This is a genomic window from Planococcus sp. CP5-4_YE (assembly GCF_019042655.1).
In the GTDB taxonomy this organism is placed as follows: domain Bacteria; phylum Bacillota; class Bacilli; order Bacillales_A; family Planococcaceae; genus Planococcus.
Genome location: NZ_JAHPZO010000032.1, coordinates 1 through 12,096, shown reverse-complemented (window position 1 = coordinate 12,096; position 12,096 = coordinate 1). Strand labels below are relative to the sequence as shown.

The following is a 12,096-nucleotide window of genomic DNA, read 5'->3' as shown; positions in this document are numbered from 1 at the left end:
ACAGAAAATCATACATCTGCCCTTTGTTGACGGTTGGCTGGAAGTCGAAATCAAATTGGTCCATTTCCTTCAAATGAGGAAAAGCTCCGACCTTCACCATGGATTGAAGCATATTCTTTTCGCGCACGTCGATTTCATAGTTGGTCAATTTCACCAATGGCGGTTTGTTCTTCCAAGCGAAACTGCTCAAATGTTAATACCTCCGGGAACTCCGCCCATTTCATGAGCTTTTCGCTGGTTTTTCGTTCTCGGCAACGCATTTCATAACTAAGCACTTCATGGATAAAYTCRTGATACGTCCATCCCTTCGCTTCGGCTTCGCGAACGAGATCAGACCAAACGGGAATTATTAATCCAACAGATTCAAAGCCAATTGACAGCAACAAAGACAAGTACCTGGTTCATTGAAGAATTAACCGAACGATATCCCCGCCACTTGATTGACCAATTGAAAGTTGTCCAATCCGTCATCGGGAACTACCCTGACTTTGTGGATGAAGCGTTAGAAGAAGTCAAACGACTTAAGCTAATGAGCGCCAACGATTTAAGGGACATCGCTATCTCGTTAGAGATAGATAGCCAGAAACAGCAAAAGAAGGTCGGCTCGATAAACGAAAAGTACAAAGACATCGTAGCTCCAGAACGGACAACGGATATTTATCTCTCCGTCCTTCGAGGAGGTAAGAATCGATGAGTCATCCCTATGACGGATTACAAGAAAAGTGCCGAACCTTACGGTTAGCAGAAACGGCCAAAGAACTGCCGAATTTTCTTCGCGAAGCCGAAGCGAAGGGATGGACGTATCACGAGTTTATCCATGAAGTGCTTAGTTATGAAATGCGTTGCCGAGAACGAAAAACCAGCGAAAAGCTCATGAAATGGGCGGAGTTCCCGGAGGTATTAACATTTGAGCAGTTTCGCTTGGAAGAACAAACCGCCATTGGTGAAAAGCAACTCAATGTGTTAAAAGAACTGTCTTGGATTGACAATCGTTTCACGTTAATCATGATGGGGCCGACAGGCGCTGGCAAAACTCATTTATCGACTGCATTAGGTATCCACGCCATCGAGCGTGGGTATCAAGTGTCGTTCATATCAATGGAGCGTCTCATCTATGTATTGAAATCAAAAGAATACACGAGCAAGTCAAAAACCAGATATAAGCGCATAGCGAGTTCTGATCTGATTATTATTGATGATGTCATGTATATGGCTTATGAGCCTCAAGAGGCCCATCTATTCTTCCAGTTTATTTATGAAATGTATGACAAAGCAGCCTTTATCTTGACTTCGAATAAGGGGCCAGCTGAATGGGGAAAATTTTTGGGGGATCCCACCTTAACAACGGCCATTCTAGATCGCCTTCTTCACCGGAGTGAAATTCTTACGTTTGATGAAACGCAAGACAGTATCCGGATGAAATATAGAAAGTCACTATTTGAAAATCCAGGTGTTGAATCTTAATTGGGGAAAAGTGTTGAATTCTACTTGACGGTTACATAATGCTGGTGAAATTGGTATCATAAGAGCAATACCCCATATCATATACTTTTTCTTTTTCGGTTTATTTACACTTAACAGAAAAGCTAAAAACGCGCTTGTAAATGCAATTACATATCCTGAAATGATCACTGATGACATCTTACCAGCCCTCTCCCCATTTTATTCTCATCTGGATATACTAGCCTCTTTCTTTTAGACAAATCATTATAAAAAAGAATACTTTGACAATTTAACTTTAACATATTACTCCTTACTTTTATTCCCAAACTCAGCAATAAAATTATTTGAAACTGTTCATAAAATTACTTCTACGAACAAAAAAGAAGAAACTACAGTAAAGTTCCTTCTATCGTCAAGTTTTGATATGCAGACTGTGTATTTAACAATTCCAATTCTAGAGCCTTACAGAACAGTCTTTTGAATGTATCATTTTTCAGAAAAAACTCAACTTCACTTAGTTGTCGGGTCGAGCCAATGAAATTAAGGTTTTGAATGTAACTTAATTATACTTATGCTACATTCAAAAGCATCAAAAAATATCTAGTAAATTCCTCTTTGTTGAAAAATTGAAACTTTATTGGAAGCTAGTTGGTATAGTAATTATAAACTTGCTGAACTAAGGGGCGAAATGAATTTGAACAGCGAAAAAAAATATAACTTAAAGTACCATATGAATGGGTTTTCTGTTGCTTTCTCCATTATTCTTGTCAGTTATATTGATGATTATATTTACGACTTCCGCACGTTAATAGGGGCTATTTTGGCAGGGGTTTTAGCTTATATTTTAAGTGCTCTTTTTGGGAAACTCTCTTTTCTAGATAAAGAGATCAGTAAAAGAACGAATAGAGTTCTTACAGTCCTGGCTATATTTCTAATTTTCTTTTCGTTTTACCTTTTTCAGTTATAAAATGAACTTACATACAAAAGAGTTGCTGAATCTTTTTAAGATCAGCAACTCTTTTGTTTTGCAGGTTCCGAATGTAACTTAATTGCTATTAAGTTACATTCAAAATTCATATAAATTACTCCACAAATCCCATATCACTTAATGGCCAAAAAACGTAATTGGTGCTGCCAGTTATATCTTCTATTGGCACGAGGCCAATAATTCGGCTATCAGTACTGTTTCTACGATTGTCTCCTAAAACAAACACATAACCTTCAGGAATCTTGTCCAGTTCTGTAAGTCTTTCGAGTGTGAAATCTTCTGTTAGCGTGCCACTTCCAAAGTTTTGTTGCTCCTTAAGAGAAGATAAGTACGGTTCAGCTTGAATTTCCCCGTTTATATAAAGCTGATCATTCTCATAGGCTATATGGTCACCAGGAACGCCAATTATCCGTTTAATATAATCTTTGTCTTCTGTCGCATGAAACACCACAATATCAGATCGCTCAGGTTCTCCGACGATGTAACCAATCTTATTCACCAGCATCCGGTCCTCGTTTTCAAGAGTTGGCATCATTGACTCTCCGTCTACAACAATTGGTGCGAACAAGAAAAAACGAATAAGCCCTGCCACCGCAAGAGCGATGAATAGGGCTTTTCCCCACTCCCAAAGTTCATTTTTCTCTTTTTTTGCTTGTTCCATAGTAAAAACACCCCTAAATATATTAGTTATGAATGTAACTTAACTGCACATAAGTTACATTCAATTCCCCTAAGTCAGCGCCTTTTATTTGTTGCAATTCCTAAATATATCGGACTACCGATGATTTAAGATATGCAAACTGCGATGCTATATTACAACTATCGTTGCTCATTTACAAGTTGTTTTAAGTATCCATCTGGCAGCTGAACTGTTTCTCTTAGGTGTCTTGTATAGTAGTTGTCGTCTGTTGTTTGAATTTCGAGTAGAAGTCCGTCCGTTTCCCCCATCTGATAGGGTCCATGAAAATAAATATCCAGCGTGTCTCCCTTTTCCATTGCAAGTGGCAGTTTCACTTCTCTACCGTTACGCGACCAGGAGACAGTGGCAGATGAACTGTAATGGCCAATTGTAGAAATAGCCATTGGTTCTGGCGCCGTAAATATATAATTCAATTGATCCTGTTCTAATTTTCCTTCTGCTGCTTCCTCTTTCAGTAACAGGATGCCATCAGCTTCTATAGGGGAATAATCTTCAAAAGAAACATTCGCCAAAAAAGTGCGACTCGAATTTTCAGGCATGAGATAAGCCAGTTCCTCATCGCTCAACTCAATTGTCGCTTCACGCAACTGATATCCATTTTGCGCAATCAGGTCCCTGGTAATTTGCATATTTTCTTCTTCTGTTTCACCATTGGTCCGAGATGGAGGATAAAAGCCTTTTCCGTTCACAGTGACCTCCATTAAATGGGCATCATCTTGTTTTGTAGTAATATAAGAAACACTCATTGTATTAGTAGACTCTATGACTTGCGCGGATACAACAATTGGTTTTTCGATGCTTGCTTTCGGCCAAAGCCAATAAACCAGAATAGAACTAAGTACAAGTAAAATCCCAACCCACTTTTTCATTTCATCGCCCATTTCTTTTTCAATTTTTAATCGAACATCGCTTCTTTCTCTTAATAAAAATGAATCGAAAAATTATTTCCTCTTCTTTTCACATTAACATTATTTGGTTATTTAGAATAGTTTAAATTATCTTTGTATCTAATCAACGACGAGAAGAGCGTTCGTAAAAGTACACTTTCTCAGACAAAAAGGGAGGGTAAATGTGCTTGATTCAGCCTCTTCTCTCCCTTTCTAATTCAACTACCAATAATAGTAGAGGAAAATGGGAAAAGATATTACAACAAGAATAGAAAAACTTCTCACTTTACTGTCTTTCCACATACTTATAACTGTAATTATTCCTCCACTAATAAATAGAATAATTCCCAAAACTTCGATTGCTCGTATACTGAATAAAAAACCTACATGGCTGACGAATCCACCTATTGTGATAAAACCTAAGGTAAAAATAAAGCGATGAGATTTAAAATCGCTCATGGCTGATTTTTTATCCTCCGGATTCATTTTCAAATATGCTCTAACCCCCATAAATGCCGGCATTCCCCAAAATAGCATTAAATAAATGAGAGACTCAAGACCTTTGCCCAATTTTATTCGCTCCCTTCAAAACATCATTCTATTTCTGTAAATACTATTTTAAAGGTGTTCATTCCCACCTTTAACAAAAGAGAGATAAGTTTTTTCACTTTAAAACTTCTTGGAAAATACGATGCTACCTTAACTACCTAGTTTGTCTGGGAAATTGAATGTGCAGCTATAGATCCTACTTCTAGCAAACATGCCATCATAGCAATTACTCGTCTTCATTCACCAACTGATATATTTGCATATCCACTCCCCTGGTTGTTCTTCACGATAACGTCTACAAGATTAAAAATTCCTCTTTTATATGCAATGAACCTTCTACTCGGTTTTACGATTAGACACTCCTTATCTTATGTTAGAAAAAATTGACGCTCAGCATACATAAAATATACAATCTCTTCCAGTTATCTTATCAATGATTACGAATTTTGAAAATACCTTCATATAATTTTAAATATATTCTGGAACCGTTCGTAAAAGTACACCTTTGCGAACGTCTTTTTAAGTGCTAAAAACCAAGTACACCAACGTTCGTAAACGTCTCAAAACACTTTACGAACGTTCATAAAATCAAAGCCACTTTTATGAACTTTTTAAAGCTAACTATTTGAAAAAAAGTTCTTTCATGGTACGTATCATCTGTTTTCTATCTTCACTTGGTTGATTGGTTTGCCCGTAACAACCAGTAGATTTTTTAAGACTGCCTTTTAAAATCGCCGGCTTCTTCTTGCAACTTGAACATCAGGGCTCGTGATTGACTGAATTTTAGTGAACTTGATCTCCCGAACGTTATCTTCTCCTTGCATAATTTGTTCTCGCTCTAGTTTTTTATCGACAGTTATTTCTTCCTCATTGAAAAAACTGAAAATGTAGTCCGGAAACATCTCACCATTTTTTAGTTCGACAGTGACTGATTGTCCGCTGTCCAAGGTTTCTAAAATCGAAAACCTTTCAATTAGTTTTTGTTTCTTTAATTGGATTAACTTTTTATCGAAATAACTTGCCGCCCATAATGCAAGAATCATGACAACTGCAAACCACCAGCCAATTTGGCCATAAATAAAATCGCTGAATAAAATTGCCGAACCTACGAGTGAAATCTTTAAAAACAAATAAAAGTATTCCATTGGCCATCGCTCCGTTTCACTGTCTGCAGTTGCTTAGAATACTGAGACTCTCTATATGGCCAACATGCAATTGTGCCTTGCTTCCCTCGCTGCCTGCCCAACCTGTAACTCTCTCTCCGTCACTTGAAAAACTAAATTTTGAAGGTAGCGGCATTGAAAATTTATTTCTAAGACCAAAAGGGAAAACTCTTATTTGAGCTTCCCCCTTCCTCACTACTTATGTATTTTGAACAGCCGCTTTCACCACTATAATAATTTGTTCTGAAGATCAGGTAATCTACCATTTATTAGGCAATAAACTTTCGCTCTTTTCGGTTCGCTTTCACCAAGTTCAAAGTCTGCAATCCATCACTCGGAAGGCCACCTAAAAAACGGGGATAAGTCCACGGAATCAATGACGTGACAAAGAGAAAAAAGTTGGCTCCTGCGCTATTGATGATGATATTCCCCGCTACTCCGGAAACAAAATGAGAGGCAATGTACAGTGCCACAAAACAAAGCAATGATGCGATTGGCCCGCCAAGGTAGAAGACTAGTTTTTGTTTATATGTAAACGGCGGTGACTCTTTAGGGATGGAGTACTCGCAGAAGGCCGATATGGCGACGGTCAGATAGCAGGTAATTCTTCCAAAAGACAGCCGTAGCTTGTTCGCTTTGCTGGATGAACCCATAAAGATTTCAGCTTTGGAATTTTTGTTCGCCGTGACTGTGGCAACAGCATGTCCCATTTCATGTATAAATAGCGAACATGAAATAATGAGTAAAACTACAATGACTTCAAGCAACATCAAATTACATTCTCCATTTCTCTATTTATGCTTTTAAAGCATTTTTTCTCGATCTGGCTCTTTTGAAAAAACATCTTCTCTCACATCTAATCCTTCAGGACGCCAATAACTTTCAGGCAATTGGCTTTCCTCAAAAAAAGTTCGAAGATGGCGGATCGCTTCAGCCCAAGTCGGAAACACTTGGAAGGCATATGGCGGGTCTCCCCAGCTATCATTCCATACTGCCCATTCGCCATTGGGGAGCTGTGTGGCATGATAAAACGCATCCCCCTCCATCTGAAAAATACCAAAAGTGTTTTCTAAAGTAATCTTCCAGTCTGTGTAGCCTAATTCGTTGAAGAACTGGTCGTATTTTTCGAAAATCCACTTATGCATCACTTTCCACAATCGGTTCATCTCATCACTTCCCGACTTTACTAAATACGTAGAGAGCTTATCAGACCCATATAATACGGTAATTAGACAACATCAAAAAAGCCCTCAATTAACCTAACGATTCCCCTTACCGCCATAAACAGGATTCTGAAGGGAAGAAATAGCAATTCTGGGATCCAAAATGAGATTACGTCGAAAAAATCAGTCTTATTTGTGCTTTTCTTTTTCTGCTTGTTCATTGGTACGGTCCCCTTTCAATTTTCACTTGCACCCTTATTTGTTTAGAAATGACTTGGCCATATAGTAAGCGCTGGCTGTAAAAAACTGTGTTTCGATAGTCCGATTCTGTATCAAGTCCTCAAACTCTTCGAAATCGATCAGTTTAACAACGATTTCTTCGGTGTCATCTAATTGCTGATTGCTCGTTTTGAATGCATTGGTGATGAGATAAGTAATAATTTTGTTGTTTTGAACGGCCGGATTCACCATATACTCTCCCAATAAGATGGGTTTTTCGTTTGTAGTGAATCCGGTCTCCTCAAGTACTTCCCTTAGAATTCCTTTCTCACTGGTTTCGTTTTCTTCAAGCTTTCCAGCAGGAATTTCTAAATAAAAACCTCTTGTCCCATGCCTGTATTGCTTTACAAGTACAAGTTGGTTTCTGTCGTTCAGGACTACGGCATTCACCCAATCCGAATACTCATTTACGTAAAAGTTATCAATGACGATTCCGTTTGGCAGCCTACACTGCTCTTTCCTCAAATTCCCGAACGGATTTTTATACAAATATTCTGTAGAGAGCGTTTCCCATGCTTTCATCTTTGAATCCCCCGCTCATTATGGTAGAGATACTATTAAGCTATCAGATCTATTTTTTACGGCTGATCCACTGCGAGATTTTTTGGCTCACCACTTCCGGGTTCTCCCAATAGATATCGTGGGAAGTATCTTTCACTTCTTCCACAGAGAGAGCCAAATACTGTTGGAGTCTCGCAGTTTCGCTTTCACGATGGGAATTAAACGCCTTCGGCAAAGTGCTTCTAAGCAGCAAGACCGCTACGTCGATATCACTTAAAGTATCCATGCTCGGCTCATTGAAATGTTGCTTCACATAATATCCGGTATGTTCACTCGTTAAAATTAACTTAATGGCATCACGTTCTGCTTGCATGCTCGGTTTCACCATTTCAATTAATCGTTTAATCAAACCTTCCTCGGCCATCTTTTCTTCGAACTGTGTCCAGGATGAAAAAGCATGATTAACACAATGCTCTTTTGCGAATCGAATTTCTTCAGTGATAGAACTACCAGGAATACTGCTTGAGCGTATATACCCGCCGTCCAAGAGAATGACTGATTGAACCGAGAAAATTTTGGCAAACACTAACGCTATGTTCCCGCCTATAGAGTGTCCAATTACATGAAGATCTTTAATATCAAGCTGTTCCATTGCTTCCTTTACCCACCTAGCCATCGACGCTGCTGAAAAGGATTCTTCAGCTTGTTCAGCTGTAGATAAACCATGGCCAGGCAAATCTAATGCGATGATGCTGTATTTTTGCGAAAGTAAGTTGGCCAGTTCAGTAAAGCTGGCTGCCGAACTCCCAAGGCCGTGAAGAAAAAGAAGCGTTGTGTGGTTCATGTTTCCCCATAAATGCATGCCTATCTGTAATCCATTATCAAATTTAATGATTTCCTTTTTCATAAGAAGCTCCTTTTTATACATACTTATTTTACCATTTAATGTTTTTAAATACAGTGCTAAAATCACAATTTTTAAACAACTTTATGCGCTATAATCGTTAATTAACCAAAAAAAGAAGCTATTCATAAGCTTCTCTGTGTTTCGTATGTTCCATTTACTCCAATATGCTTTTCAACTCTTTTGTTTGTTCTTCATTTAAAGCATAGAACTCTTGCTCTTCTTCCACTGCGTTTGCTCTATTGGACAAAACAGCACTGCCATCATCCATATACCATACATACCGCCAACGTTCAGAAACATTTTCTTCCGGTTTATCCAAGGTAAGAACAAGATCCGCGACTGGAGCTAACTCCTTTGGCGGTGCTATTTTCTCTTCCATTTCAACAATCTTCCGCAACTCATATATTGTTTCTGAGTCTGTGAAGCCTGTATTAAACTCCGCTCCCGTCGTGCCTTCATCGTTAAAAGGAGTGCCTACACGAACTATTTCCTCTTCAGAACATCCTATTGCCATCATCACTGGAAGACATGCAGCAAGCAATACTAGAAACTTCTTCATCAAGGTTCACCTCCTAACTATTATTACGATCCTTCACTTCAGATTGTTATAATTACATTATGTAGGTAGGAAATTCTTAGAAGCTGGGAGCCATGATATGATAAAAAGTTTTCTCGAACGATTTTTCAGTGCGGTTATTTCTGCCCCGCTTTACGTGATGTTCATGTTCTTGTGGCAGCTTGTCATTGCGAATGAACAGGACCTGTTGTCTGAATTCACCTTATTTAAAGCGTTTTGGGTCACTTACGTATTTATTTTTCCGGTATTTTTCGTGATGGGCATTCCGATGTCGTACTTGGTGGACTTCCTTATGAGCTTGGTACCGTCTCGCAGTTGGATTGTCGCTTATTGCTGCAAGCTCGCCTTATACGTTTTATTTACAAGCCTCGTATTCTTCATGATGTTCCAAGTATTCACACTTACTGATGTTGAATTATTAAACATTAGCCTTGTCCCTGCATTAATTGGATTTCACGTTCTATTTATCTTGCGAAGAGAATACCGCTTGAGGCATACGTAAGCTTTGCTAAAAGAGACTGCTGATAAAGCAGTCTTTTCTTATGGACGGCAACCTTGTCAGTTCAAGGAGTACTCCAAAATAATGTGGAGAGAAATGGAATAATGACAGCTAAAACAAAAACCAAAGAATTTCCAATTAAGCCCACTGCTTTGAGCGATCTGTTCTTGGCAAAGAGTGCTGCAACGATTCCGATAAGCGGTAGTAGGATAGCTACAATCATTGCTGAATTAGAGAATAAGTTTTCATTAAAGAACCAAGCTGTATAAACAAACAAAGAAATTAAAAATGCTGCGACCGAGATTGTTCCTGAGTTCATTATTGTCTACCTCCCTTTAATAAGACAATTAGTTTTTACTTATTTTACCACAAGAATTCATTTTCCTCTTCCCTATAGCAACAACTTACTCAAGCTTCCATTGGTCTCATGATTCGCTTGTGATATACCCAAATCAAAAATATAAAGAAGCTTATCACACTAAAAATAATAGGCATTAAAAATAATTCCCAACTACTAGGTGCAAAGTGTTTAATTTGATGAGCATTTTCCACTGTTGCTAAGTAGGAATCTTTATATTCGAATTGGACGACCCATTCTTCGTTCGCCATAGCCATTGTACCGATATCGTAATCAACTGGAACAATTGGTTCTGTAATTTCTCCGAACTTGCCAACGACAATGGAAGCTCGTTCGTAGTCAATAGGGTATATAGTACTCGGGGTTTGCAAATCGAGAATGGTATCTTCTACTGCTCTAGAGGGAAATACTGCAATGTGCTGTAATTGTTCCTTATATTGCTGAAAAACGATTTGCAATGACTGCTCATTAGGAGTTTCTGGTTCCATTAATACAGCAAAGACTTTATCCATAATATCTTGCTGTTCTTGCGCTACACGTTGAACTTCTTCTTGATCATTCTGCCACAAAACTAAGTGGTTAAAAGAAAATACTAAAAGTATTACTGTAATAACTATCCCAGACCAAAAAGAGAACCCTAATATGTTTGAGAACTTTCCTTGTGCCTTTATCAATTGCGACACTTTTTCAAATGGCTTTTTCTGTTCAAGACGTACAGTTATTTCCACGTCTTCAGTGTCATCAAACTCGTTTTTCATATGTTGTAAAATTTGAGCGCACGATTCACACTGCGCTATATGCTTTTCAATAAACATTCTGCTTTGCTCGCTGCACAATTGATCTATGTAGGAAGGCAATAAATCCCGAACGATGTAGCATTCATTTCTCAACTGGAGACACTCCCTCTCTTAACTTTAATTTAGCTCTGTAAAATGATACTCTGGCCCAGTTTTCATTTCGTTGATGAACTTCTCCAATTTCCTTAAAACTTAAGCCACCTAATAGACGCAACAAAACTATTTCTTTGTACGGCTCATCAAGCAAATGGACCATCCGGAATATTGCTATCTTATTTTCAGAAGCAATAATGTCATCTTCAATGGAGTTCACGTGTTCATTAGACTGTATTTGATCCGCTTGCTTCACTTGTTTATCGACATATTTGTAGTAAGTATGCTTGCCGATTTGACATAACCAAACCGACATTTTGCATTGGCCGTTGTAATTGTCGATTGACCGAATCGCTTCATAAAAAGTTTCTTGGGTTAATTCCTCTGCTACATCTGCATTTCGGCATAAGGTAATTATGTGTTTGAAAACCTGTTCTGCGTGTTTCTCATATATTTCCGTAAGGCCATCCACTCTTCTACCTCCTTTCACACTATATATCTGAAAAAAACTCTTTTCGTTACACCGAATCACCAAAAATAAATAAAAAAAGAAGAAACTCATTTCTGAGCTTCTTTCATCACAGGTACTTTACAAAAAACTCTTTATATAACATTCAATCGAACATCTGGTTTCCTAAGCCCTGCTTATTTTTGGTTTTTCATAAAATAAAGAATGCGAAAATAACACATGACGGGTACGATAATAATCATTACCGAAGTTAAACTGAACATTTCATCCTTTTCAAAAATTATACGAATCATGATGATACAAATCAAAATATACATAATTAGCTTATCCAAATAACTGTATCCGCGCGAATTAACTGAAAGAGAATCTACCAGATAAGAAACTGGAATGCCCAGAACGATGTAGCCAGGTGTTAATGCTGTTTCTTAATGTCCAAAAGTTGATGGTATTGTTTGTCCATAAATTGACGGATATAATGTCCTTAATAACTCTGGAGAAAGGAAAAGACGCCTCCCTGTGTGTCGGCTATTACCAGTAGCTCGACGGGAGACGTCTTCCAAAAAAATATGATAATCGTCTCTGATTATACCATAGAAGAATGCGCCTCAAAAGGCGTTTTTCATCCGGTGCGCAGAAAAAGTTCCATGTCCTTGTTGTAGCCATATGGACTATAAGATCATCGGTTCACGAGAGCGAAAGTTGCGAGATGAAAGTGGAGAATCC

At 38.2% G+C, this 12,096-nt stretch carries 14 protein-coding genes and 2 pseudogenes; 2 read left to right on the top strand and 14 right to left on the bottom strand.

Annotated elements, in window-relative coordinates; all coding sequences use genetic code 11:
• Nucleotides 1–190 (bottom strand): annotated as a pseudogene (locus tag KTG14_RS17595) (hypothetical protein); the annotation flags it as partial.
• A pseudogene (locus tag KTG14_RS17910) lies at nucleotides 150–329 on the bottom strand (ATP-binding protein); the annotation flags it as partial. The pseudogenes KTG14_RS17910 and KTG14_RS17595, both read right to left, overlap by 41 nt.
• A 361-nt stretch (nucleotides 330–690) precedes the next feature.
• Here KTG14_RS17910 and istB point away from each other — a divergent pair.
• Nucleotides 691–1,464 carry an IS21-like element helper ATPase IstB gene (gene istB / locus KTG14_RS17590; protein WP_216971225.1) on the top strand — a complete coding sequence of 258 codons (774 nt, stop codon included), beginning with the start codon at nucleotides 691–693 and terminating at the stop codon, nucleotides 1,462–1,464.
• Nucleotides 1,465–2,525: 1,061 nt separating this feature from the next.
• Here istB and lepB read toward each other — a convergent pair.
• The 9 genes from lepB to KTG14_RS17545 form a co-directional block, all read right to left on the bottom strand.
• Nucleotides 2,526–3,092: a signal peptidase I gene (gene lepB, locus KTG14_RS17585; RefSeq protein ID WP_216972090.1), complete on the bottom strand. Its 567-nt coding sequence runs from the start codon at nucleotides 3,090–3,092 to the stop codon at nucleotides 2,526–2,528.
• 158 nt (nucleotides 3,093–3,250) lie between these two features.
• Nucleotides 3,251–4,000, bottom strand: coding sequence for a hypothetical protein (locus KTG14_RS17580; RefSeq protein WP_182093366.1), 750 nt, complete (start codon nucleotides 3,998–4,000; stop codon nucleotides 3,251–3,253).
• 240 nt (nucleotides 4,001–4,240) lie between these two features.
• Nucleotides 4,241–4,588, bottom strand: a complete 348-nt coding sequence (locus KTG14_RS17575; protein WP_216972089.1) for a hypothetical protein — start codon at nucleotides 4,586–4,588, stop codon at nucleotides 4,241–4,243.
• 704 nt (nucleotides 4,589–5,292) lie between these two features.
• Nucleotides 5,293–5,712, bottom strand: coding sequence for a hypothetical protein (locus KTG14_RS17570; RefSeq protein WP_216972088.1), 420 nt, complete (start codon nucleotides 5,710–5,712; stop codon nucleotides 5,293–5,295).
• Between the two features lie 287 nt (nucleotides 5,713–5,999).
• Nucleotides 6,000–6,500: a zinc metalloprotease gene (locus tag KTG14_RS17565; RefSeq protein ID WP_216972091.1), complete on the bottom strand. Its 501-nt coding sequence runs from the start codon at nucleotides 6,498–6,500 to the stop codon at nucleotides 6,000–6,002.
• A gap of 33 nt (nucleotides 6,501–6,533) precedes the next feature.
• Nucleotides 6,534–6,896, bottom strand: coding sequence for a hypothetical protein (locus tag KTG14_RS17560; RefSeq protein ID WP_216972087.1), 363 nt, complete (start codon nucleotides 6,894–6,896; stop codon nucleotides 6,534–6,536).
• 252 nt (nucleotides 6,897–7,148) lie between these two features.
• Nucleotides 7,149–7,694: an NUDIX hydrolase gene (locus KTG14_RS17555; RefSeq protein ID WP_216972086.1), complete on the bottom strand. Its 546-nt coding sequence runs from the start codon at nucleotides 7,692–7,694 to the stop codon at nucleotides 7,149–7,151.
• Between the two features lie 49 nt (nucleotides 7,695–7,743).
• Entirely contained in the window at nucleotides 7,744–8,580 is an 837-nt protein-coding gene (locus KTG14_RS17550) for an alpha/beta fold hydrolase (protein ID WP_216972085.1), read from the bottom strand.
• Between the two features lie 154 nt (nucleotides 8,581–8,734).
• The gene (locus KTG14_RS17545; RefSeq protein WP_216972084.1) at nucleotides 8,735–9,139 is read right to left on the bottom strand and encodes a hypothetical protein; all 405 of its coding nucleotides are present in this window, start codon (nucleotides 9,137–9,139) and stop codon (nucleotides 8,735–8,737) included.
• A 97-nt stretch (nucleotides 9,140–9,236) separates the two neighbouring features.
• Between KTG14_RS17545 and KTG14_RS17540 the strand changes: the two genes are divergently transcribed.
• A complete protein-coding gene (locus KTG14_RS17540; protein WP_216972083.1) occupies nucleotides 9,237–9,659 on the top strand; it encodes a hypothetical protein in 423 nt (140 codons plus the stop codon).
• A gap of 61 nt (nucleotides 9,660–9,720) precedes the next feature.
• On the opposite strand, the gene KTG14_RS17535 is transcribed toward KTG14_RS17540, so the two are convergent.
• The 3 genes from KTG14_RS17535 to KTG14_RS17525 form a co-directional block, all read right to left on the bottom strand.
• A complete protein-coding gene (locus tag KTG14_RS17535) occupies nucleotides 9,721–9,975 on the bottom strand; it encodes a hypothetical protein (protein WP_216972082.1) in 255 nt (84 codons plus the stop codon).
• A gap of 89 nt (nucleotides 9,976–10,064) precedes the next feature.
• The gene (locus KTG14_RS17530; RefSeq protein ID WP_216972081.1) at nucleotides 10,065–10,904 is read right to left on the bottom strand and encodes a zf-HC2 domain-containing protein; all 840 of its coding nucleotides are present in this window, start codon (nucleotides 10,902–10,904) and stop codon (nucleotides 10,065–10,067) included.
• On the bottom strand, nucleotides 10,894–11,376 hold the full coding sequence (locus KTG14_RS17525) for an RNA polymerase sigma factor (RefSeq protein WP_216972080.1): 483 nt from the start codon (nucleotides 11,374–11,376) through the stop codon (nucleotides 10,894–10,896). The genes KTG14_RS17530 and KTG14_RS17525 overlap by 11 nt, the downstream gene beginning before the upstream one ends.
• Nucleotides 11,377–12,096: the final 720 nt, after the last annotated feature.

Bases quoted from the DNA above. Each gene is read 5' to 3' on its own strand.
- istB (WP_216971225.1), top strand. From the start codon at position 691: ATGAGTCATCCCTATGACGGATTACAAGAAAAGTGCCGAACCTTACGG.
- lepB (WP_216972090.1), bottom strand. From the start codon at position 3,092: ATGGAACAAGCAAAAAAAGAGAAAAATGAACTTTGGGAGTGGGGAAAA.
- KTG14_RS17580 (WP_182093366.1), bottom strand. From the start codon at position 4,000: ATGAAAAAGTGGGTTGGGATTTTACTTGTACTTAGTTCTATTCTGGTT.
- KTG14_RS17570 (WP_216972088.1), bottom strand. From the start codon at position 5,712: ATGGAATACTTTTATTTGTTTTTAAAGATTTCACTCGTAGGTTCGGCA.
- KTG14_RS17565 (WP_216972091.1), bottom strand. From the start codon at position 6,500: ATGTTGCTTGAAGTCATTGTAGTTTTACTCATTATTTCATGTTCGCTA.
- KTG14_RS17560 (WP_216972087.1), bottom strand. From the start codon at position 6,896: ATGAACCGATTGTGGAAAGTGATGCATAAGTGGATTTTCGAAAAATAC.
- KTG14_RS17555 (WP_216972086.1), bottom strand. From the start codon at position 7,694: ATGAAAGCATGGGAAACGCTCTCTACAGAATATTTGTATAAAAATCCG.
- KTG14_RS17550 (WP_216972085.1), bottom strand. From the start codon at position 8,580: ATGAAAAAGGAAATCATTAAATTTGATAATGGATTACAGATAGGCATG.
- KTG14_RS17545 (WP_216972084.1), bottom strand. From the start codon at position 9,139: ATGAAGAAGTTTCTAGTATTGCTTGCTGCATGTCTTCCAGTGATGATG.
- KTG14_RS17540 (WP_216972083.1), top strand. From the start codon at position 9,237: ATGATAAAAAGTTTTCTCGAACGATTTTTCAGTGCGGTTATTTCTGCC.
- KTG14_RS17535 (WP_216972082.1), bottom strand. From the start codon at position 9,975: ATGAACTCAGGAACAATCTCGGTCGCAGCATTTTTAATTTCTTTGTTT.